The organism is Gilliamella sp. B3023 (genome assembly GCF_026536845.1).
Classification (GTDB): domain Bacteria; phylum Pseudomonadota; class Gammaproteobacteria; order Enterobacterales; family Orbaceae; genus Gilliamella; species Gilliamella apicola_E.
In genome coordinates, this window is sequence record NZ_JAFNNH010000015.1 from 13,694 (window position 1) to 35,530 (window position 21,837).

The 21,837-nt window shown below is 37.1% G+C and carries 18 protein-coding genes; 6 read left to right on the forward strand and 12 right to left on the reverse strand.

Annotated features, from left to right (window positions below):
• Position 1 precedes the first annotated feature (1 nt).
• The gene (gene gltB / locus J3U16_RS09090) at positions 2-4,459 is read right to left on the reverse strand and encodes a glutamate synthase large subunit (protein ID WP_267330383.1); all 4,458 of its coding nucleotides are present in this window, start codon (positions 4,457-4,459) and stop codon (positions 2-4) included.
• A gap of 390 nt (positions 4,460-4,849) precedes the next feature.
• On the opposite strand from gltB, the gene J3U16_RS09095 reads away from it, so the two are divergent.
• A complete protein-coding gene (locus J3U16_RS09095; protein ID WP_267338781.1) occupies positions 4,850-6,031 on the forward strand; it encodes an NAD(P)/FAD-dependent oxidoreductase in 1,182 nt (393 codons plus the stop codon).
• Here J3U16_RS09095 and J3U16_RS09100 read toward each other — a convergent pair.
• Complete coding sequence (locus J3U16_RS09100; RefSeq protein WP_416379938.1) at positions 6,028-7,452, reverse strand: sigma-54 interaction domain-containing protein; 1,425 nt, start codon at positions 7,450-7,452, stop codon at positions 6,028-6,030. The genes J3U16_RS09095 and J3U16_RS09100 overlap by 4 nt on opposite strands.
• 254 nt (positions 7,453-7,706) lie before the next feature.
• Between J3U16_RS09100 and lysA the strand changes: the two genes are divergently transcribed.
• The 4 genes from lysA to J3U16_RS09120 are packed head-to-tail and all read left to right on the forward strand — an operon-like array spanning position 7,707 to position 13,130.
• Entirely contained in the window at positions 7,707-9,104 is a 1,398-nt protein-coding gene (gene lysA, locus J3U16_RS09105) for a diaminopimelate decarboxylase (RefSeq protein WP_065563732.1), read from the forward strand.
• A 53-nt stretch (positions 9,105-9,157) separates the two neighbouring features.
• Entirely contained in the window at positions 9,158-10,564 is a 1,407-nt protein-coding gene (locus J3U16_RS09110) for an APC family permease (RefSeq protein WP_065563731.1), read from the forward strand.
• A gap of 19 nt (positions 10,565-10,583) precedes the next feature.
• The gene (locus J3U16_RS09115) at positions 10,584-11,690 is read left to right on the forward strand and encodes an alanine/ornithine racemase family PLP-dependent enzyme (RefSeq protein WP_065735086.1); all 1,107 of its coding nucleotides are present in this window, start codon (positions 10,584-10,586) and stop codon (positions 11,688-11,690) included.
• 54 nt (positions 11,691-11,744) lie between these two features.
• A complete protein-coding gene (locus J3U16_RS09120) occupies positions 11,745-13,130 on the forward strand; it encodes an amino acid permease (RefSeq protein WP_065735088.1) in 1,386 nt (461 codons plus the stop codon).
• A gap of 93 nt (positions 13,131-13,223) precedes the next feature.
• Here the strand turns inward: J3U16_RS09120 and J3U16_RS09125 are convergent, their stop codons facing one another.
• The 8 genes from J3U16_RS09125 to J3U16_RS09160 form a co-directional block, all read right to left on the reverse strand.
• Positions 13,224-13,826 (reverse strand): MarC family protein, encoded by a 603-nt coding sequence (locus J3U16_RS09125; RefSeq protein ID WP_065735090.1) that lies wholly within the window; start codon positions 13,824-13,826, stop codon positions 13,224-13,226.
• A 151-nt stretch (positions 13,827-13,977) separates the two neighbouring features.
• Positions 13,978-14,328 carry a 50S ribosomal protein L19 gene (gene rplS / locus J3U16_RS09130; RefSeq protein WP_065563727.1) on the reverse strand — a complete coding sequence of 117 codons (351 nt, stop codon included), beginning with the start codon at positions 14,326-14,328 and terminating at the stop codon, positions 13,978-13,980.
• 31 nt (positions 14,329-14,359) lie between these two features.
• On the reverse strand, positions 14,360-15,112 hold the full coding sequence (gene trmD, locus J3U16_RS09135; protein ID WP_065563726.1) for a tRNA (guanosine(37)-N1)-methyltransferase TrmD: 753 nt from the start codon (positions 15,110-15,112) through the stop codon (positions 14,360-14,362).
• 16 nt (positions 15,113-15,128) lie between these two features.
• Positions 15,129-15,656, reverse strand: coding sequence for a ribosome maturation factor RimM (rimM, locus tag J3U16_RS09140; RefSeq protein WP_065563725.1), 528 nt, complete (start codon positions 15,654-15,656; stop codon positions 15,129-15,131).
• Positions 15,657-15,674: 18 nt separating this feature from the next.
• A complete protein-coding gene (rpsP, locus tag J3U16_RS09145) occupies positions 15,675-15,923 on the reverse strand; it encodes a 30S ribosomal protein S16 (protein ID WP_065563724.1) in 249 nt (82 codons plus the stop codon).
• 209 nt (positions 15,924-16,132) lie between these two features.
• Entirely contained in the window at positions 16,133-16,435 is a 303-nt protein-coding gene (locus J3U16_RS09150) for a hypothetical protein (RefSeq protein ID WP_065735093.1), read from the reverse strand.
• A gap of 1 nt (position 16,436) precedes the next feature.
• Entirely contained in the window at positions 16,437-17,774 is a 1,338-nt protein-coding gene (locus J3U16_RS09155) for an acyclic terpene utilization AtuA family protein (RefSeq protein ID WP_267342921.1), read from the reverse strand.
• A gap of 21 nt (positions 17,775-17,795) precedes the next feature.
• A complete protein-coding gene (locus tag J3U16_RS09160; protein ID WP_065735097.1) occupies positions 17,796-19,106 on the reverse strand; it encodes a CitMHS family transporter in 1,311 nt (436 codons plus the stop codon).
• 373 nt (positions 19,107-19,479) lie between these two features.
• Between J3U16_RS09160 and J3U16_RS09165 the strand changes: the two genes are divergently transcribed.
• A complete protein-coding gene (locus J3U16_RS09165) occupies positions 19,480-20,367 on the forward strand; it encodes a LysR family transcriptional regulator (protein WP_267330389.1) in 888 nt (295 codons plus the stop codon).
• A 38-nt stretch (positions 20,368-20,405) separates the two neighbouring features.
• On the opposite strand, the gene J3U16_RS09170 is transcribed toward J3U16_RS09165, so the two are convergent.
• On the reverse strand, positions 20,406-20,774 hold the full coding sequence (locus tag J3U16_RS09170; RefSeq protein ID WP_267342923.1) for a DUF956 family protein: 369 nt from the start codon (positions 20,772-20,774) through the stop codon (positions 20,406-20,408).
• A gap of 150 nt (positions 20,775-20,924) precedes the next feature.
• Entirely contained in the window at positions 20,925-21,836 is a 912-nt protein-coding gene (locus J3U16_RS09175; protein ID WP_065563722.1) for a PTS system mannose/fructose/sorbose family transporter subunit IID, read from the reverse strand.
• Position 21,837 lies beyond the last annotated feature (1 nt).

Genomic DNA, 21,837 nt, shown 5'->3' on the forward strand with positions numbered 1-21,837 from the left:
CTTACTGTGCTTGCACACGTAGCTCTGCTGAAGAGCGACTACGGTGACCTAATAACGCTTTAACATCACTAGATTTTGGTTTAACTAAAACAAATTGTTTCGCAAAATCTTCCCAATTAGCTAATATCTCTTCTGCCCAAGATGAGTGAGTAAGCTGTGCGTGTTCCATGATTAAACCACGTAAATGTTCTTCATGAATCGAGTAGTCAGCCACATTTAACATTTCAACCAACTCTTTATTAATACGCTTATGCAAATCACCATCGGTATCTAAAATATAAGCAAAACCACCAGTCATACCAGCACCGAAGTTTACGCCAGTTTTTCCTAAAACACAGACAATTCCGCCCGTCATATATTCGCAGCCATTATCACCAATGCCTTCAACGACACTTATGGCTCCAGAGTTACGCACAGCAAAACGCTCACCCGCCCGACCAGCAGCAAATAATTTACCGCCAGTTGCGCCATATAAACAGGTATTACCAGCAATGGTTGCTTCATGGCTCAAAAATGCAGAGCCTTGTGGTGGACGAATGACAATGCGACCACCAGCCATGCCTTTACCAACATAGTCATTAGCATCCCCTGTAAGGGTTAAATCCACACCACCAGCATTCCAAACGCCAAAACTTTGACCAGCAGTACCATTGAAGTTCAACGAAATAGGGGAGGTAACCAAGCCTTGATCGCCATATTTTTTAGCAATATAACCGGATAAAGTGGTACCAACAGAGCGATCTGTATTTTGAATGTCAAAGTAGAAACTTTTAGTTTGACGATTATCAACCGCATCTTGTGCTTGAGTTATGATCTCTTTATTAAGCACACCTTTATCAAATGGTTTGTTATCTTCAATACAATGAACTGGTTTGCCTTCAATAGGTGATGCTGTTTTAAGTAAACTTGATAAATCCAGTTTTTGCTGTTTTGCAGTAATACCATCTAGTTCAATAAGTAGATCAGTACGACCGATTAAATCAACAATTTGTCTAACACCAAGTTCAGCCATAACTTCTCGAGTATTACGCGCAAGAAAACGGAAGTAGTTCATCGCTTTTTCTGGCAATCCATGATAATGTTCGCTACGTAATTTTTCGTCTTGAGTGGCTACGCCGGTTGCACAGTTATTTAGGTGACAAATACGGAGGTATTTACAACCCAATGCAACCATTGGCCCAGTACCAAAACCAAAACTTTCAGCGCCTAAAATTGCAGCTTTTACAATATCTGCCCCGGTTTTTAACCCACCATCAACTTGCAAACGTATTTTATGACGTAACCCGTTAGCAACTAATGATTGCTGGGTTTCAACCAAGCCAAGCTCCCAAGGGGAACCCGCATATTTAACTGATGTTAATGGGCTGGCACCAGTACCACCGTCATAACCTGAAATGGTGATTAAATCTGCATATGCTTTAGCAACCCCTGTTGCGATAGTGCCTACTCCCGGTTCAGAGACTAATTTAACCGAAATCATTGCAGTTGGATTAATCTGTTTCAAGTCAAAAATCAATTGAGCTAAATCTTCAATTGAATAAATATCGTGGTGTGGAGGAGGTGAAATTAATGTTACCCCCGGCACAGAAAAACGTAATTTTGCAATATAAGGGGTGACTTTATCACCAGGTAATTGTCCTCCCTCACCTGGTTTTGCGCCTTGGGCTACTTTGATTTGAATAACATCGGCACTCATTAAGTAGCCTGGTGTAACACCAAATCGACCAGAAGCCACTTGTTTGATACGTGATACTTTTATCGTGTTGTAACGAGCGGGATCTTCTCCACCCTCACCAGAATTAGAAAAACCACCTAATGTATTCATTGCTTCAGCTAATGATTCATGCGCCTCTGGGCTTAAGGCACCGATTGACATGGCAGCGGAGTCAAAGCGTTTAAACAATGATGATTCTGGTTCAACTTCATCAAGCGAAATAGCCGCGTTTTCAGGAGGATTTAGTTTTAATAAATCTCGTAGAGTTGCTGGTGGTCGATTATTTACAATATCCGCATAACGTTGATAATCTTCATAATTACCTTCATTAACTGCTTTTTGTAGTGATTGCACCACATCTGGATTATAAGCGTGGTATTCACCACCATAAACAAATTTGAGTAATCCACCTTGTTCTAATGGTTTACGTCGTAACCATGCTTTTTTAGATAAATTAAACTGATCTTGAGCAAAGTCCTCAAAATTGGCACCACTGATACGGCTAGTTACACCTTGGAAGCATAGCTCAACGACTTCTTCATGGAGACCAACTGCTTCAAATAGTTTAGAGCAACGGTAAGAGGCGACTGTTGAAATCCCCATTTTTGACATAATCTTATATAAGCCTTTATTAATACCATTACGGTAATTAATAATCGCTTCACGGTAAGATTTATTCATCGTACCATTATCGACCATTTGCGCTAAAGTTTCATAAGCTAAGTATGGATAGATTGCAGTTGCGCCAAACCCTAGCAAGACTGCAAACTGATGCGGATCTCGACAGCTTGCGGTTTCAACAATGATATTGGCATCACAGCGTAGATTTTTTTCAACTAGACGTTGTTGCACTGCGCCAACAGCCATTGGGGCTGGAATAGGTAAGCGATCTGGCGCTATATTTTTATCAGATAGGATTAGTAGTACAGTTCCTTCACGTACTTTTGCTTCGGCATCACCACATAATTGTTCAATTGCATCACGTAAGCTACCATCAATTTCATAAGTGATGTCAAGCGTTTCAGATTTGTAGTAGCGTGATTCTAAGGTCGTTAATTGTTTAAAATCCGAATGAACTAATACCGGGTATTTAAAAGCAACTCGATGAGCTTGACCTTCAGCTTCAGCAAACACATTCATTTCACGACCAATGCTCGTTGATAGCGACATCACGTGTGCTTCACGCAATGGGTCGATAGGTGGGTTAGTTACCTGAGCAAATTTTTGTCGGAAATAATCATAAATTAAGCGAGGACGACTTGATAATACCGCAAATGGCGTATCATCGCCCATAGAGCCTGTTGCTTCTTGACCATTTTCACCTAAGACTCGAATACACTGGTCAAGTTCTTCACTGCTATAACCAAATTGTTTTTGGTAAGTAGCTAGTAAAGTATCGTCATAATCACGAGAGCCGATATCATCATCAGGAAGATCTTCAAATGGAATCAGCCGTTTTACATTCTTAGCCATCCATTCTTTGTACGGATGACGTTTTTGTAAATCGTTATCCGTTTCTGACGATTGTAAAATGCGACCTTCTTCAGTATCAATCACTAGTAATTCACCGGGGCCAACACGTCCTTTGGTCACTACTTCATCTGGTTGATAATCCCAAATACCAATTTCGGATGCACAAGTAATTAGTTTGTCAGTGGTAATCACATAACGTGCAGGGCGAAGGCCATTACGATCTAAGTTACAAGCGGCATAACGTCCATCGGACATAACGATACCTGCAGGGCCGTCCCACGGTTCCATATGCATAGAGTTGAAATCAAAAAAAGCACGGAGATCTTCATTCATATCCGGATTGTTTTGCCATGCAGGAGGCACAAGTAAACGCATAGCACGAACAATATCCATACCGCCTACTAAGAATAATTCAAGCATATTATCTAGCGAGCTTGAATCCGAGCCTGTAACATTAACAAACGGCGCGGCATCTTGTAAATCGGGTATAAGTGGCGTTTTGAATTTGTAAGATCGCGCTTTAGCCCATTGCCGATTACCCTCGATAGTATTAATTTCACCATTGTGGGCTAAATGTCTAAATGGTTGAGCAAGTGGCCAACGCGGTACGGTATTGGTTGAAAAACGCTGATGGAATAAACAAATTGCTGTTTCCATACGAATATCAGCCAAATCTAAATAGAATCTAGGTAAATCTTTAGGCATACATAAGCCTTTATAGATATTGACCTGATTTGAAAAACTACATACGTAAAACGTATCATCTTGCACACGTTTTTCTATGCGGCGTCGTACCATATATAAACGACGCTCTAAATCAATTTTTGTCCATCCAGCAGGGGCATTAACAAAAACTTGTTCGATTCTTGGCAGTGATGACAGGGCAATTTCACCCAGAACGCTTTTATCAATTGGTACTTCACGCCAACCTAAAATAGATAGAGTTTCTTCGGCTAGCTCTTCTTCTACAATATCACGGCTTGCTTGGGCTTCGGCTTCATCTTGGCTTAAAAATAGCATGCCTACAGCATAGTTTGTTGCCAAACGCCATCCGGCATCTTCTGCGACAACTCTAAAAAATCGATCTGGTTTTTGCATTAAAAGCCCGCAGCCATCGCCCGTTTTACCATCGGATAAAATGGCACCACGGTGTTGCATTCTAGCAAGTCCGTGGATTGCAGTACGCACCACTTTGTGACTTGGTTGCCCTTCTATATGAGCGATTAAACCAAATCCGCAGTTATCTTTCTCATGATGCTGGTTATATAACATATCATTGCCTCTAATTCATCGTTATTATTTTTTGAGAAGATATAGGCATTAATCCCATAATAGGTGTGAAGGTAATTAAAAATAGGTTTTTGGTCAAATAAATATTACTTATAAGTCAATCTTTTAATAACTCAGTCTATATTTATTAATGAAGCTAATATCTCATATTAACTATTTGTTTATACTATAATTAAAATTTAATAGAGATAAAAGTTTCAGAAATTGGTTTTTTTCTCATAATAATAATTAATATTTGATTAAAAAAAAGTTGAGGAACGGGGTTTTTGAGCATCAAAATTGGCGATTTTTACACATTTTTTCAAGAATGAGTGAGTTAAAATCGCTACTCTTATATAATAGATAATCTTTATTATGGGTAATAGGTCTTATATGCAAAATAAAATTACAATTATTGGTGCGGGTGCTGCTGGGCTTTTTTGTGCCGGATTATTAGGACAAAAAGGTTATGATGTAACTGTTATTGATAATGGTAAAAAATTAGGACGCAAAATTTTAATGTCTGGTGGTGGTAAATGTAATTTTACCAACCTTAACGTAGAATCAACCCATTATATTTCAGAAAATCGTCATTTTTGTAAGTCTGCATTAAAGCGCTTTACTCAATGGGATTTTATTCAACTGGTTAATCAATACAATATTGCCTATCATGAAAAAGATCATGGACAGTTATTTTGTGATAATTCAGCGCAAGATATTGTTGATATGCTTGCCCAAGAGTGCCAAAAGGGGCAAGTTAAATTCATGTTAAACACTCAGCTTGAAGATGTTGAGGCTGAGCAGCAAGGATTTAAATTATCGACTTCACAAGGTTTTGTTCATACTGATAAATTAATTGTAGCAACTGGTGGGCAATCTATGCCAGCACTAGGTATGACCGCTATCGGATATAAAATTGCCGAAAAATTTTCGATTCCTGTTGTGCCCGTAAAAGCAGGGTTGGTGCCATTTACCTTACATAAACCTTTGCTAGAAGTATTATCCACTTTGTCGGGCATTGCCGTGCCGGTTGAAGTATCTAATGAACGAATATCTTTTAAAGAGAATTTGCTGTTTACTCATCGAGGATTATCTGGACCAGCGATTTTACAAATCTCTAGTTATTGGCAAGCAGGTGAAGCCATTACCATTAATTTGTTGCCAGACGTAAGCTTTGAAGGTGATTTTCAACGCTTGTTAGAAAATAATCGCAATCAAAGCATTAAAAATTGTTTGGCGCAAATATTACCGAAGCGGTTAATTGAAGCTTTGATGCAATTAAATTTGATAGCCGATTTAACCGTTAAGCAGTTAACGCCGACTCAGCAGCAAGTGCTTTACCAAACATTAACTAGGTGGATGGTTACACCGAATGGAACGGAAGGCTATCGTACAGCTGAGGTAACTTTGGGTGGTGTGAGCTGTGATGCTTTATCGTCAAAGACGATGGAGGCGAAAAATCACCTCAATCTCTATTTTATTGGTGAAGTTGTTGATGTAGCTGGTTGGCTAGGTGGTTATAATTTCCAATGGGCTTGGAGCAGTGCATTTGCTTGCGCGCAAGCCTTTGATTAATTATCAATTACTCCCATATGTATATCATATTTCTTAACTTTATATTGTAAGGTGGTTCGCGAAACATCGAGTAATTTTGCCGCTGTAATAATTTTCCCATTGGCCTGATTTAATGCATCAATAATAAGTTGCTTTTCATAATTTTCGACTTGTTCGGTAAGATTACCAGTTATTTCGCTGGTAGTCGGTTTTTCAAGCTTGGCTTCATCTTGTGAATAAGGGCTATGAAGGTCAAATAATTCTTCATCCAGAATAATCTGCTGCAATTCTCCTGGCTCATTTTGTAAAACCATACTACGGACAATAGCGTTTTCTAGCATTCGCACATTACCCGGCCAAGGCGCTGACATAAGTTGCTGTAATGCATGTTCACTAATACCAGTAATCACAACACTTACATCAGTTTTATGTTTATCAATAAAGTATCTTGCCAATACAGGAATATCTTCTTGTCTTTCGCGTAGTGCTGGCAGTTTAATTAATCCGACATTTAATCGATAAAATAGATCACTACGCATTTTGCCGGTTTTTAATAAATCAGCCGGTGATTCATTCATAGCTGCAACAATTCGAACATCAGCATGTTGCTCTTTATTCCCGCCTAGTGGCCAATAGGTTTTTTCTTGTAAGAATCGTAACAGTTTGCTTTGCATTTCAAGTGGCATCGCGTTAAGTTCATCAAGAAATAACGTACCACCATTAGCAAGTTCAAGATAACCTTGGCGATTTTCAGCTCCAGTAAACGCTCCTTTGACAGTCCCGAATAAAGTACTTTCAATCAATGTTGTAGGCAAAGCGCTACAGTTAAGTGAAATAAACGCTTTATCACGGCGTTGGCTAGTCTGGTGAATTAATCTAGCAAATAGCTCTTTCCCAGTGCCGGTTTCGCCAACAATCAATACTGGCACATCATTACTACCTAAAATATTAGTTTGGTCGATCACCTGTTGCATTTTTTTTGAAGCAAAAACGATTTCTGGTAATGGTTGTTCTTTATTTTGATATAATTTTCTATTAAGACTGAATACCTGATCTTGCAGTTGTCTAACATTAGATAAATTACGACCAATTTCAACCGCGCCAATAATTTCTTTTTTGTGATTATAAAGAGGAACCGTTGTATGTTGATAATCAACTAATTTGCCCACATGATTATAATAGGTTTGATAGGTATCTTGATATTCTTTACCATGTAAAGCTTGTAGCATAGTACTATCTTCTTTTTTCAAATTAGGGTAAACTTTAAGCATTGGTTTACCTATGGCTTGTTCCATTGGGTAGCCATCAAGTTCTGCACTTTCCTGATTGTAGTAAATATATTTACCTTCTTTGTCAATAATAGCCATAGGCTGATGTATTAGATCAAAAAAATGTTTAAATATTTCCAATGCTTGTAATAATTCAGGATCAATTATCATGATACTAAAACCTTTTGAAAGTTGGATTCTTACTAAGTATAGCGAGCGTTAATTTAAATATCTTTCAATTATTACTAAAAAAAGTGACAAATTTTTGTCATAAAAACATATTTTTTACTAAATGACTAATATTAAATTTGTAATTATTCTGTTAAACAATTGATTGTTTGTGTTTTTTTAAGTTGGCACGTTGATTGCATTGTAAGTGAGTAATCTTTTTACTTACCTTTTTTATGTACTAATTAACTGGAGGTCATATGTCCGACACAATTATGTCAAATTATAACAAAATACGCACAGATCTTATAACTAAAGATCGTCGTTTCAGTGCTCAAGGCGGTAAACTTTGTTTTGATGGTGTGAATTTGGAAGAATTAGCAAAGAAATATCCAACACCTTTTTACGTATTTTCTGAAAAAGAAATTGACCGTAATATTCAGGAGATCAAAGATTCGTTTAAAGCCCATCCAAATACTAAGATTTTCTATGCGTCAAAAACATGTTCAGTAATGGGTGTGCTTAAAGCGATTAAAGATGCGGGTATCTATGCAGAAGCTAACTCAATGTTTGAAGTTCGTAAATGTTTAGAAATCGGTTTCCCAGGTAGCCAAATTGTTTTCAACGGTGTGGTTAAAAAACCAGTTGATTTAGAATTTGCTATCCAAAACGATCTTTACATCATCAACGTAGATAGCCTATATGAGCTTGATATTATTGATGAGATTTCACGACGTTTGAAAAAAGTTGCAAATGTTTGTGTGCGTGTTGAACCAAATGTACCGTCAGCAACTCACGCAGAATTAGTAACCGCTTATCACGCTAAATCTGGTATCGACTTAGAACAAGCTGAAGAGACTTGCCGTCGTATTCTTGAAATGCCTTATGTTCATTTACGTGGTTTACATATGCACGTAGGGGATCAAGTACCAGAAGCAGAACCTTTTGCAAAAGCGACTAAAGTATTAGTTGATGAATCACGCCGTTTAGAAGAAGTTCTTGGCATTAAATTTGATTTAATCAACGTTGGTGGTGGTATTCCTGTTCCATATAAATATGACGAAGAAAATGGTAATCCATTAGAAGACAATATGTATGCTGGTATTACTGCACAAGATTTCGCCGATGCGGTAATCAGTGAAGTACATAAATGGCGTACTGACGTTGAAATTTGTATCGAACCAGGTCGTAAAGTAACCGGTTCAGCTGGTGTGCTTTTAACTGAAGTTGCTTGTGAAAAACGTAAAACTAACTACGATTTAGACGGTAACATCGAAGAACATGTTGAATGGAAATTTGTTGATGCGGGTTACAGCGTATTATCTGACAGTCAACACTTTGATTGGTTCTTCTATGTTTATGATGCATCAAGAATCACTGAGCAACATGATGAGTACATTAAATTAGCGGGTCCATTATGTGACGGTGGTGACTATTTCCATGTGGGTGTTAAAGGTGAAGAATTCTTATTACCTAAAGACACACAAATTGGCGATATCATTGCTTTCCTTGATGCCGGTGCTTATACCATCGAAAGCCAAACAGTTTATAACAACCGCCCACGTACTGCTGTTGTTATGATTGATAAAGAAGGCAAAGATCGATTGATTCGCCGTGAAGACACTTACGAGGATATGGTTGGATACGACGTGTATTAATCATGAACTGGCTGGGGCAATAACTGCCCCAGTTGTTATTATGTGAGGTTATTATGAGTGATTCTAAAGATTCAAGTTTACTTGGTATTAAAGACATTGTGTTTATGAATGTCATTGCAATATTGAGTTTACGTCAAATTCCTAATGTTGCTCCTTACGGAGCGTCAGCAATGGTGCTTTGGCTACTTGCTGCATTTTGTTTGTTTTTTCCATTAGCCATGGTTTGTGGTGAGCTTTCAACAGGCTGGCCAAAAGATGGTGGGATCTTTGTATGGGTAAAAGAAGCATTTGGTAAACGTGTCGGTTGGATAGTGGTTGTTTGCTTCCTGTTTTCATGTGTGCTTTTCTTCCCATTAATGTTGCAGTTTGGTTTTACTGCAATTGGTTATATGTTTAGCCCTGAACTTGCTCAGAATCAGGTATTTATTGGTGTTGGCTCCATGGCAGTATTCTGGATCTTAACGTTAATGAATATCAAAGGCATGAAATGGACTAAAATCATTAACAGTGTTAGTGCATGGTTAGGTGTATTTATTCCTGCTGCTATTATCGTGTTATTAGCTATTGTATGGTTAATGACTGGTCATCCAATGGCAACTGATTATAGCCATGTTAGTGATTGGATTCCGGATTTAAGTAGCTGGGATACTATTGTATTTTTATCAAGCATGATGTTTGCTTTTGCTGGGCTAGAAGTTGCACCAATGATCGCTGGTCGTACTCGAGATCCACAACGTGACTTCCCTAAAGCGATGGCGGTATCTGCAGTTGTTATCGTTGGTATCTATATGATTGGTACTTGGGCAATTAATACCTTATTACCTGCTGCTGATACTGATATTGTTGCCGGTGTAATGCAAGCGATGGAAGCTGCTGCTAAAGAGCTACACATGCCTTGGTTATTACCAGTAATGGCAATTTGTTTGTTCTTTGGTGCATTAGGTCAAATTAACTCATGGTTAGTTGGTCCTATTTATATGTTACAAGAAGCATCAAAAGAAGATAACTTACTTGGTGAACGTATTGGTCGATTACATCCTGTATATCAAACACCAGCATTTGCTTTAGTTATCCAAGCAATAATTGTAACGGTACTTTGTTTCTCAACATTTGTATCACCAAGTATTGCTGCTGCATATTGGATGTTAACTGCATTAACAACCATTTGTTACTTTATTCCTTATTTAGTGATGTTTATTGCGTACTATCGCTTACGTATTACTCAACCAGATGTACCACGTAGCTTCAAGATTCCTGGTAAAGTTTTACCAATTATTTTACCTGGTTTAGGTTTCTTATCTACGCTATTTGCGGTGATCTTAGTCTTTATTCCACCAGCACAAATTGATATGGGTGGATATGTTGAGTACATCGCTAAAATTGTTGGTGGTGCAGTGCTTGCAATTGTGTTAGCTGAATGGATATACCATCGCGCACAAAGACGTAACCGCTTGCAATAAGATATAGAGGAGTAAATTTATGTACAAACCTATATTGGAAATTGATTTAGGTAAATTAAAAGACAATGCCCGTGTTGAAAAAGAGCTTCTTGCTAAACACGGCATTGAAGTGATGGCGGTAAATAAAGTCTTTGATGGCTGTGTTGAAACCGCCAAAGCGGTGCTTGATGGTGGTATTGATGTGATTGCTGAATCAAGAACCTACAATTTGAAGAAACTTAAAGATGCTTTAAATTGTAAAACTTGTTTATTACGTAGTCCTTGTTTAAGTGAGATCAGTGAAGTAGTGAAATACGCAGATATTAGCTTAAACAGTGAAAAACAAGTTATCCAAGCACTTTCTGATGAAGCGGTAAAACAACAAAAAGTCCATCAAGTACTTTTAATGGTTGATATGGGCGATTTACGTGAAGGTATTTGGTTTGAACATGTCGATGATATCATCGAAACAGTCAAACTAATCTTATCTTTACCGGGTGTTGAGCTTTATGGGCTTGGGACCAACTTCAACTGCTATGGTACTGTTCTACCAACTGTTAAAAATGGTGTGGATTTTTTACACATAGCGCGTAAAGTAGAAGAAGCTTGTAATATCAAGATCAAGTATCTATCAGCTGGTAATTGTACAAGTTACCATCTGCTTGATAAAGGGATCTGGCCAGAAGGGCTTAATCACATTCGAATTGGTGGTTTACATGAGTTTGGTATTGAGTATGTGGATATGAAATATCTTGATGAGTTTCATCACTCAAACAAACCTGTAGAAAAAGCTTGTAGTGACATGTATAAATTGTATGCACAAATCATCGAGCTTAATAGTAAACCAACCGTTCCTGTTGGAGAATTAGGTGTTGATGCCTTTTTGAACAGCAAAACTTTTGTTGATCATGGTACTCGTAAACGCGCGCTTCTCGCTTTTGGCCGTCAAGATGTGCCAGCAGAAAGCTGTATACCGATTAATGACAACATTACGGTCTTAGGTCAAACCAGCGATCATACTATTGTTGATATTGAAGATGTTTCTGAAACATTACGTGTTGGCGATATGATTGGGTTTGAGCTTGATTATACAGCCCTACTTATGGCTTGCCAAACCAATGGTGTAGAAAAACGGTTTGTTTATTAATATCTATCAGCTGCTGGGCAACCAGCAGCTATTATTGATTACTAGGCGGTTTACATGGCAACATCAGAATCTCAAGAAAGTCCTTATCCCAGTACCTTAAAGAAAAACTTAAAAAATCGTCATTTATTGATGATTTCGTTAGGTGGCTCAATAGGAACTGGATTATTTATTGGTATTGCAGCACCACTTAGCACGGTTGGACCGTTAGGCACGATTATCGCATATCTACTTGCGGGTAGTATTATGCTGTCGACCATGCTTTGCTTAGGTGAACTTTCTTGTGCATTCCCACATGCGGGTTCTTTTCAGCATTATGCACTAATGTTTATTCCACATCCTATTTGGAGTTATACCATTGGCTGGTTATATTGGTTAAGCTGGGTACTGTCTATGGCTGCTGACTTAACTGCAGCTTCGATGATCGCTCACCAAGTTTTTTCCTCTATTCCCATCTATATTCTTAGTCTAATTATTTTAACCGTTATTACTTGTGTCCATTTAACGTCTGTTAGAGCTTTTGGCGAAAGTGAATACTGGTTTTCAACGATAAAAGTATTGGCCATTATTGCATTTATAGCTGTTGGCATTTATTTACTCTATCATCAATATAATCAAACACATGTATTACCAACACTTAAAACCGACCAAGGTTGGTTTCCTAGTGGATTTTTATCAATTTTTGTTTGTATGACAATTGTTACTTATTCATTTCAGGGCGTCGAATTAATTGGTAGTGCAGCGGGTGAAGCGCAATCACCTCAAAGCGTATTGCCAAAAATTATCACTGGTGTGGCTTTTCGTATCATCTTGTTTTATGTGTTAGCGATTGCGGTGTTAGCACTAGTTTACCCTTATGGAGCAACCCATAATGAAATTAGCCCATTTGTTTGGGTATTCAATAAAGCCGGGATTACCTTTGCTTCATATGTGATGCTATTTGTTATCTTTTGTGCTGCAATATCGGCCGCTAATTCGGCTGTTTATGCCAGCTCGAGAATGCTATGGTCGATGGCTCAAGATGATTTAGCACCAAAATACTTTTCAGAAGTCAATAAACGAGGCGTGCCAACTAAAGGAATATTATTTATCGCAATTATTGCGTTAGTTTCGCTGTTTTCTAAATATATTGCTGCTGAAAAATTATATCTCTATTTGGTAGCAAGTACTGGACAAGTTGGGTGTTTTGCTTGGATTATTATTGCTTGGTGCCAATATCAATTTCGTAAGGGAGTGAATGAAGGCAAATACTCTAAAGATATGATCAAATTTAAATCTCCGCTATTTCCATGGTTAGCGATGATTTCTATTACTGTTAACATTATTATTATTGTTGGGGTATGGTTTGGTGAATCAGGGCATTTTATTTTATTATCTGAGGTAATCTTAATTTTCGTAATTTTAGCTTCATATTACTTTTTCAAAAAACGTAAATCCGATTAACTTTATTATCAGTTTATGTAATCACCTTAACTATCAATTAAAGGTGATTACTTACTGTTAGAATTGAACTTTTAATTATCTGAATTATAAAACTTATTTTAAAAATGCAGAGACGCCAGTAAATACAACTTGAGCGGCAATAGCTGATATTAATAACCCGGTAAGTTTTGACAAAATTGCAATACCAGTATTTTTTAAAACGTTAGCAATGCTTTTTGCGCATAGTAACATGGCATAAATACCGCTTGAGGCAATCAATAGCGAAAGGGCGCCAATCAGGTTTTGCATACCTACCGAACTTGTCCCCATAACAATAATCGTACCAATGGAGGCTGGTCCCATACATAAAGGTATTGCAAGAGGAACCACACTAATATCATCATCATCAGTATGAATTTTATTTTTTTCAGGTGAATCATTCATCAATGAAACAGCGGTAATAAATAGTAATGCTCCCGACCCAATTCTAAAAGCATCGAGTGTAAAACCAAACACACTAAACATGGCATTACCAAAAAAGAATAACACAATACCAATAATAAAAACGGCACACGATGTTTTAAGTGCAGTCTTTCGGCGTTGTTGTTCATCATATTGTTTAGTACCACTTAAAAATGCACTTAGCACTGCTGGCGGTGTCATTAAAGCGAATAACTTGGTTGTGGTGGCGAGAATTTCAACAAGATAGTTATCCATAGTATTACCCTTTATAGCTTTAGATATTGCTTGAAATCTGTCAACAATTGTTGGCGGGAATCAACTATACACATAAAAACGGTCACCATAAAGGTGACCATATTTAATTGGATATAATTTTAATAGTTTATTAAATATTAACCAATTTGAATTAGTTAAGGCGCTCTTTAATACGAGCCGCTTTACCACGAAGTTCGCGTAAGTAGTAAAGTTTAGCTTGACGTACTTGACCACGACGTTTCACAGTAATTGAATCAACAGTTGGTGAGTGAGTTTGGAATACTCGTTCAACACCTTCGCCATTCGAAATTTTACGTACTGTAAATGCAGAATGTAAACCACGATTGCGAATTGCAATAACCACACCTTCATATGCTTGAAGACGTTTTTTGTTACCTTCAACAACCCATACTTTAACTTCTACCGTATCACCCGGACGAAAAGACGGGATGTCTTTTTTCATTTGTTCTTGTTCTAATTGCTGAATAATTGCATTTTTCATAATTTTGTCTCTTACTAGTTATACTGAAATATTAATGGCTCGGTTTATCACGATATTCACATTGGAATTCAGTGAGTAAACGTTGCTCTTCATCAGTCAGAGCTAGATTTTCAAGAAGATCTTCTCTTCTCAACCAAGTTCGTCCTAGTGATTGTTTCAATCGCCAGCGACGAATCGCTTCATGGTGACCAGACATTAACACATCAGGCACCGCCATTCCATCTAACACCTCAGGTCTGGTATAGTGTGGACAATCAAGTAAACCGTTTGCAAAAGAGTCTTCTTCTGCTGATGATTCATGATTCAATACACCTGGAATAAACCTTGCTAATGCATCAATCATTGTCATCGCCGGTAATTCACCGCCACTTAACACGTAATCCCCAATTGACCATTCTTCATCAATTTCGGTTTGGATAACGCGTTCATCTATACCTTCATATCGACCACAAATCAAAATCAATTTTTGATATTGTGACAACTCGCAAACACCTTGTTGGTTTAATTTGCGCCCTTGTGGGGAAAGATAGATTACTTTTGTATTTTCACCTGCTACTGCTTTCGCAGCATGAATCGCATCTCTAAGTGGTTGTACCATCATTAACATGCCGGGACCACCACCATAAGGCCTATCATCGACAGTCTTATGCTTATCATGCGCAAAATCGCGCGGGTTCCAATATTCTACTGTTAACAGTCCGTTTTTTACTGCTCGACCAGTTACACCATAACAGGTAATAGCTTGGAACATTTCGGGAAAAAGGCTAATTACGCCAATCCACATATTCTTACCTTACCGATTAAAATGCGGGATCCCAATCGACCACAATCATTTTTGTTGTTAAATCAACTTGTTTAATAAATTGTTCTTCAACAAAAGGAATTAAACGTTCTGTTGCTCCAAATGCATCTTTTAGATTTGCTTTAACAACCAACACATCATTAGAACCGGTTTCCATTAAATCAGTTACTTGACCTAAATCATAACCGTTAATTGTTTTCACTCTACAGCCAATCAAATCTTTCCAATAGAAATCGCCTTGATTAAGCTCAGGCAATTCTTCTGCATCAACGAATACTTCAGCATTAGTTAACGCATTGGCTTGATCTCGATCATCAACGCCTTTGAGTTTGACAATCATATCTTGATTATGAGGTTTAAAGCTCTCAACGATTACTTCCTGCCATTTTCCAGCACGCTGGATATACCAAGGTTTGTAATCAAAAATACTATCTGGAAATTCTGTAAACGAAAAAATCCTGAGCCATCCACGAATGCCGTAGCTTGAACCAAGTTTACCAACAACGATTAGATTCTCAGTATTCATCTTTACACTATTACTTAATTAAGCAGCTTTTTGTGCTTGTTTGATCAATGTATTAACACGATCAGAAATAGTAGCACCTAAACCAACCCAATAATTTACGCGATCAAGATCTAAACGTAATTCTTCTGCTTTACCTTGTGCAATTGGATTAAAAAAGCCAACGCGCTCAATAAAACGACCATCACGTGGGTTACGGCTATCAGTGACAACTACTTGATAAAAAGGGCGCTTTTTAGAGCCACCACGAGCTAAACGAATAGTTACCATAACATCCTCTTAAATTAAAAAATAATCTTTCTTTTGCCCAACACGGACAAAATCAAAGCCCCAAAATTATACTCTTTCTAGCAAAAAGTGCAATGGTTGTTTATTGATGATAGCAAGCTTTATACTTATTTTCGGGTAGATAATAAAAAAATCTCATCAATGATGATTGATGAGATTTACAAAGTAATAATAACAATGATAAAAGAGTCTTAGTCTATATCCATATCCATTAATGCTGCACTAAGTCCTTTTCCATGCATATCAAGAGCTAAAGAACGAGTAACACCACCGCCTAATGCTTCATACATAACAAAGTTTAATGCACCAATATTAGGCAGTTCATAACGAACTACTTTTCCTTTAACGATGTCAGAAAAGAATTCTTTGACTTTCTCTGCTGTAACAGCAGCCTTTAATTTTTCATAATTATTTATATCATAAGCAATAACTGAAATATTAGAGATATTACCTTTATCTCCTGTACGTGAATGCGCTAGTTCTCTTAATTTCATTTTATACCTCCAAATAGCTAATGATTGGCTTGACCAATTTGCGTTCAATCAGCGTTGAATCCATGGCAACAATCTCTTTTACAGATTTAAATGCACCACCACCTGCTGCAGGACCGTTGGTATACAAAGCTTCGACTTCATTACCAATTGAAATTGCATCTGCTTTATTTTTGAAACGACCCGCAACACGAACTCTTACTTCATATGGTTTGCTTGTTTGTGATAACTTGTTGCCATGTAATGAATTTATGCCGATTAAGTCAAAACGCAACTCATCAGCATTGGCATGAATAATCGAAAGACGTTCTTTTACGATGTCTAATGCTAATTGGCCTCGTTCCGTTGCACCTGGACCTGCGTAACTCATTTCTCCTTCACCAATAAAACCATCTAAATAACCAACTGATACTTTTAATGTTTCAGTTTTCTGTCTACCTGTTGCTCCAGTTACTGAAACTCGATCTTTAGCTTCTTGTTTGAAAGTGACATTTGAGAAATCAGCAACTACATCTGGTGTTATATAAAATTGTGGGTTATGAATTTCATAAAGCATCTGTTCTTTACATGTATCAATATTGACGCAACCACCAGCTTCAGCAACTTTAGTAATAATGGCTTCACCATTTTCATTAACTTCTGCAATTGGAAAACCTAAACGAGCAAGTCCTTGCACATCCTTATACCCAGGATCAGCATAATATCCCCCCGTTATTTGACCTGCACATTCAAGTAAGTGACCAATAACAGTACCTTTTCCTAATTTATCCCAATCTGATAATGACCAACCAAATTCATAAACCATTGGTGATAAAAATAATGAAGGATCGGCTACTCGTCCTGTAATAATGATATCAGCACCAGCGTTAAGTGCTTCAACTAAAGCTTCACAACCTAAATACGCATTAGCTGAAACAATATTTTTGTTAGATTCAGAAATTTTTTGACCAATATCATCAAGTTTAAGATCCTGACTAATTACAGATTGATAAACATCATCCCCTTCAATAACCGCAATTTTTAATCTAGGTAGACCCAATGACTGAGCTATAGATTGGATACTTTTACCCGCTGCTTGTGGGTTTGCGGCACCCATATTGCTAATAATTTTTATTTTATTTTTAGCACATAGTGGTAGTACTGCACGCATTCTTGCTTCTAGTAACTCATTAAAACCAGCGTTAGGATTAGCTTGTTTTTGTTTCTGACCTATTGCAATAGTTCGCTCTGCTAAACACTCAAATATCAAATATTGAATTTCCCCTTTTTGGGCGAGTTCTATTGCTGGCTCAATACGATCGCCGGCATAACCTGCACCACAACCAATTCTTATTGTTTTCATAGTTAACTACCTCTTTTAAATTTAAATCGGGAACACACCAGTAACAACACAAGCAACAGTCATAATGATGCTTGCTAACCATAAAATCGGAATACTAAATTTTTGATGATCGGCTAAATCAACGCCTGCAAGACTAACCAGTAGAAATGTGGCTGGTGTTAATGGGCTGACAGGGAATCCTGTGGTCATTTGTCCCATAATTGATGCTTGAGCAACTTGGATGCCCGGCACACCTAACATTTCTACAGTATTTGCTACAACGGGCATAATGCCAAAATAGTACGAGTCAGGATCAAAAATAAGGCTTAAAGGCATTGATACAATACCTGTGATAAATGGTACATGACTTGCAAAATGCTCTGGAATAAAATGGACTGCAGCTTCGGACATCGCTTTTAACATTCCTGAACCAGCCATAATTCCTGTAAAGGCGCCTGCAGCAAATAAAATGCTTGCCATCATTAAAGCTGCTTTAGCATGAGCATTAATTCGTTCAGATTGCATTTTTACATTTGGGTAGTTGATCATAAGTGCGAGAGTGAGGGCAATCATGAATGCAACTGTAGGTGAAATATGTGTAAACACCATGGTACATAAAACAGCAATAACTAGAGCGATATTTACCCAAAAGAGATGAGGTCGGCGGAGTTTCTTTTCTTCTTCAGTTAACTCTTTTTCATGATGTGGAATACCGCCAGTTGCCAGTATTGCTTCTTTAGTAAGTCCTAAACGTTTTTGCTCTTTTTTGCCCCAATAATAGCCCATCAATATCATGAATGTTAGCCCAGCTATTTGTGCAGGAATGAGAGGAATAAAAAGATCATGTGTAGCAATATTTAATGCGCTTGCGGCGCGAATCATTGGTCCTGTCCAAGGTAAAAAATTTACACCTGCACTCAATGCGGTAATACCGATTAACATGCGTTTATCCATTCCTAACTTTTCAAATAAAGGTAACATTGTGGGTATTGTCACTAGAAAAGTTACAGCACCATTGCCATCTAAATGGGCAATTAGCGCTAAAATACCTGTACCAATAAGTATTCGAACAGGATTTGCACCAACAAAACGTAAAATGCGTTTAATAATGGGGTCAAACATCCCTGCGTCTGTTACCACACCGAAAAATGTAATGGCAAAAACAAACATAGCCGCCATTGGTGCAAGTTTTGTAATGCCAGCTACAATGTATTTTGGCGTGTCTAAACCACATCCAGCGACTAAAGCTCCGATTGTGGGAATGACGATTAATGCAACAATAGGTGACATTCGCTTTGACATTATGCAGTACAACATAACGACAATCGTTAAAATGCCGGTGAGTGCTAACATAGATAATCTCCTTAATAAAGTGAACACATTCCGTATGATATACAACTAAAAACAAGACAATTATTTAAATAAGATATGAATTTATTTGCAGTTAAAATAGGAAATTATTTATTTGAATTACAGATAAATAATTTGCTTAATTTTATAGATGTTTGGTTAAAAAATAGTAGTTTTTTCAGTTGGTTATAATAACAGTCAAAAATAGAGCTTTATTTAACCGTGCAAATGTCACAAAAAATAAAAATCTATTTTGATAACTAGCTCAAATAAATAAAAAGTATGTTACAGTTCAGTAATGCTAACTCATTGAAAATAAATATGATGAAAGCTATATTTTTACCATTTTGAAAAACATTGAGAGACTCGTTGTAATATGAACATTTCTATTAAGCAATTACGTGCATTTCTTGCTTTAGCTGAAACAGAAAACTTTACTCGTGCATCGGAGGTTGTCAATTTATCACAACCCGCATTTAGTGCACTTATAGCAACATTAGAACAAGAAGTTGGCTTTAGACTATTCGATCGTGATACCAGAAAAGTCCAACTCAATATTGATGGTTTACATTTTATAGAATTAGCCAGAAACCTAATTCATAACTATGATAATACTATTCGTGAAATAAAACGTTATTCTAGCGGTGAAGAAGGTAGTGTTACTGTTGCTGTTCTACCGTCTTTGGCTGTTAAATGGTTACCGCAAGTAATTAATAAATTTAATGAAGAAAACCCTAAAATTAGAGTCGATATTTTAGACACTCAATGGGATAGATGCTTACATGCTATTATTGATAACACAGCAGATTTGGCGGTGGCAGCAGGAACACCAACATTAAAAGATATTCATGCTGATTTATTATTTTCAGATGAATTTTACTTGATTTGCCACAAAGACAATGTTCTTGCACAGAAAAAATCTGTTGAGTTAAAAGAGTTAGAAGGGCATAACTTTATTGCTTTTTCAAAAGGTACAAGTATTCGTATTTATACCGATCAATTGACTCAGCTTTATAACATTCAATATGCCATGGAAGTTAGGCAGTTGACATCGATGATGGGGTTAGTTGCTGTAAATCAGGGAATTAGTATTACAACTGGGTTAACCTTATTCCAATTTGAACATGATAATATTGCGATTATTCCATTTAAAGATATCTCTTTAAAAAGAGCAGTTTATCTAATTAAGAAAAGGGATCGACAATTATCAAAACAAGCTCAAAAATTATATCAATTTATTCGGAATAATTACATGATAAATTAATATTTAAATTTATTAGTGTATTGTTTTAAATGTAAATATTATCTTTTTTTCTTGAACAAAGCTCGTTTTAACACGTCAAAAAATCCTAACGCTTTGACCATTTTTTTGCTATCAACATAGACACGCATTGCTCTTAATACTTTTTTGGGCTCTTTGGACGCGAAAGCGAACGTGCCGTCTTTTTTGGTTTGTATGGAGTAACGAGATATCCACTTACCTTTAAAAAATACCGATGCGATAACATAATCGACCTCTTCCCAAGGAATTTGAATATATTTCCGAGGATCGCGTTGATGATAGAATTCGAACGCCTTATCACCAATCATAATCTGGCCATATTCTGAAAAACCTGAAAAAGCAGTCGCTTTTACTGTTAAATCTACTTTGGTATTTAATGATTGAACCATTTAGCTACTTATATCCATTATTTTAATCTGAGTTGCTAAGGCACCCTTTTCTCATTATTTATAAAGAAAAGGGTGATTTTTGTTTGAGGCAAAACAGCAATTTTGTTTAAAAAGTGCGCTCCTCAACTTTTTTAGTCAACATTGTTGGCTTTATAAAAGACCAATAACATGACCAGTAACACCGACTAAGAATAGTGCAAGAATAATTATAATAGGTGATACTTTTTTACGAAGTAACCACATACAGAAGAACGTTAATAGTAATGGTACAAGTCCAGGAATTAGCTGATCTAAGTTATTTTGTAAAGTCGTTACTTTGTCTTGACTAAGTGCGAGCCCATCTTGCATTTGTATCAATGCTTTTTGTATACCTTCGGCACCAGCAGGTAGGGAATTCCAATCAATAAATGCACCATTATCTAATTTTACTGTGGATACGACTGGTTGGAATTTTATTGATACCCATCTTTGTACTAAAGCTGCCAGAACAAACATCCCCAAGATAGATGCACCTTTAGTGATTTTTTGGAGTAAACCTCCACCTAAGTTATCGGTAATTTTAGAACCAGTACGGTAACCAAATTCTTGGGTAAACCACATAAAGCTCATGCGAATTATGTTCCAAAGCAGAAAGAATAGAATTGGCCCTAAAATATTACCACTCAAGGCAAGTGAGGCGCCTAGTGCACCAAGCATAGGACGAACGGTAAACCAGAATACTGGATCACCAACCCCAGCTAAAGGTCCCATCATTCCCACTTTTACCCCTTGAATAGTGACATCATCAACAGGTGCACCATTAGCACGTTCTTCTTCTAGGGCTAAAGTCACACCAAGTACAGGCGATGCTAAATAAGGATGTGTATTGAAAAATTCTAAATGGCGTTTAAGTGCAGCCGAACGATCTTCTTTTGTGGTATATAATTTTTTGATAGCAGGAATCATTGAATAAACCAAGCCACCATTTTGCATACGTTCGTAGTTCCAAGAACCTTGAAGGAAAGTTGAACGCCAAGCTACCGATAAACGGTCTTTTTTCGATAAATGAATTCGATCTGTCATG

Excerpts from the sequence above, each read along its gene's own strand:
- gltB (WP_267330383.1), bottom strand. The coding sequence starts at position 4,459 with ATGTTATATAACCAGCATCATGAGAAAGATAACTGCGGATTTGGTTTA.
- J3U16_RS09095 (WP_267338781.1), top strand. The coding sequence starts at position 4,850 with ATGCAAAATAAAATTACAATTATTGGTGCGGGTGCTGCTGGGCTTTTT.
- lysA (WP_065563732.1), top strand. The coding sequence starts at position 7,707 with ATGTCCGACACAATTATGTCAAATTATAACAAAATACGCACAGATCTT.
- J3U16_RS09110 (WP_065563731.1), top strand. The coding sequence starts at position 9,158 with ATGAGTGATTCTAAAGATTCAAGTTTACTTGGTATTAAAGACATTGTG.
- J3U16_RS09115 (WP_065735086.1), top strand. The coding sequence starts at position 10,584 with ATGTACAAACCTATATTGGAAATTGATTTAGGTAAATTAAAAGACAAT.
- J3U16_RS09120 (WP_065735088.1), top strand. The coding sequence starts at position 11,745 with ATGGCAACATCAGAATCTCAAGAAAGTCCTTATCCCAGTACCTTAAAG.
- J3U16_RS09125 (WP_065735090.1), bottom strand. The coding sequence starts at position 13,826 with ATGGATAACTATCTTGTTGAAATTCTCGCCACCACAACCAAGTTATTC.
- rplS (WP_065563727.1), bottom strand. The coding sequence starts at position 14,328 with ATGAAAAATGCAATTATTCAGCAATTAGAACAAGAACAAATGAAAAAA.
- trmD (WP_065563726.1), bottom strand. The coding sequence starts at position 15,112 with ATGTGGATTGGCGTAATTAGCCTTTTTCCCGAAATGTTCCAAGCTATT.
- rimM (WP_065563725.1), bottom strand. The coding sequence starts at position 15,656 with ATGAATACTGAGAATCTAATCGTTGTTGGTAAACTTGGTTCAAGCTAC.
- rpsP (WP_065563724.1), bottom strand. The coding sequence starts at position 15,923 with ATGGTAACTATTCGTTTAGCTCGTGGTGGCTCTAAAAAGCGCCCTTTT.
- J3U16_RS09150 (WP_065735093.1), bottom strand. The coding sequence starts at position 16,435 with ATGAAATTAAGAGAACTAGCGCATTCACGTACAGGAGATAAAGGTAAT.
- J3U16_RS09155 (WP_267342921.1), bottom strand. The coding sequence starts at position 17,774 with ATGAAAACAATAAGAATTGGTTGTGGTGCAGGTTATGCCGGCGATCGT.
- J3U16_RS09160 (WP_065735097.1), bottom strand. The coding sequence starts at position 19,106 with ATGTTAGCACTCACCGGCATTTTAACGATTGTCGTTATGTTGTACTGC.
- J3U16_RS09165 (WP_267330389.1), top strand. The coding sequence starts at position 19,480 with ATGAACATTTCTATTAAGCAATTACGTGCATTTCTTGCTTTAGCTGAA.
- J3U16_RS09170 (WP_267342923.1), bottom strand. The coding sequence starts at position 20,774 with ATGGTTCAATCATTAAATACCAAAGTAGATTTAACAGTAAAAGCGACT.
- J3U16_RS09175 (WP_065563722.1), bottom strand. The coding sequence starts at position 21,836 with ATGACAGATCGAATTCATTTATCGAAAAAAGACCGTTTATCGGTAGCT.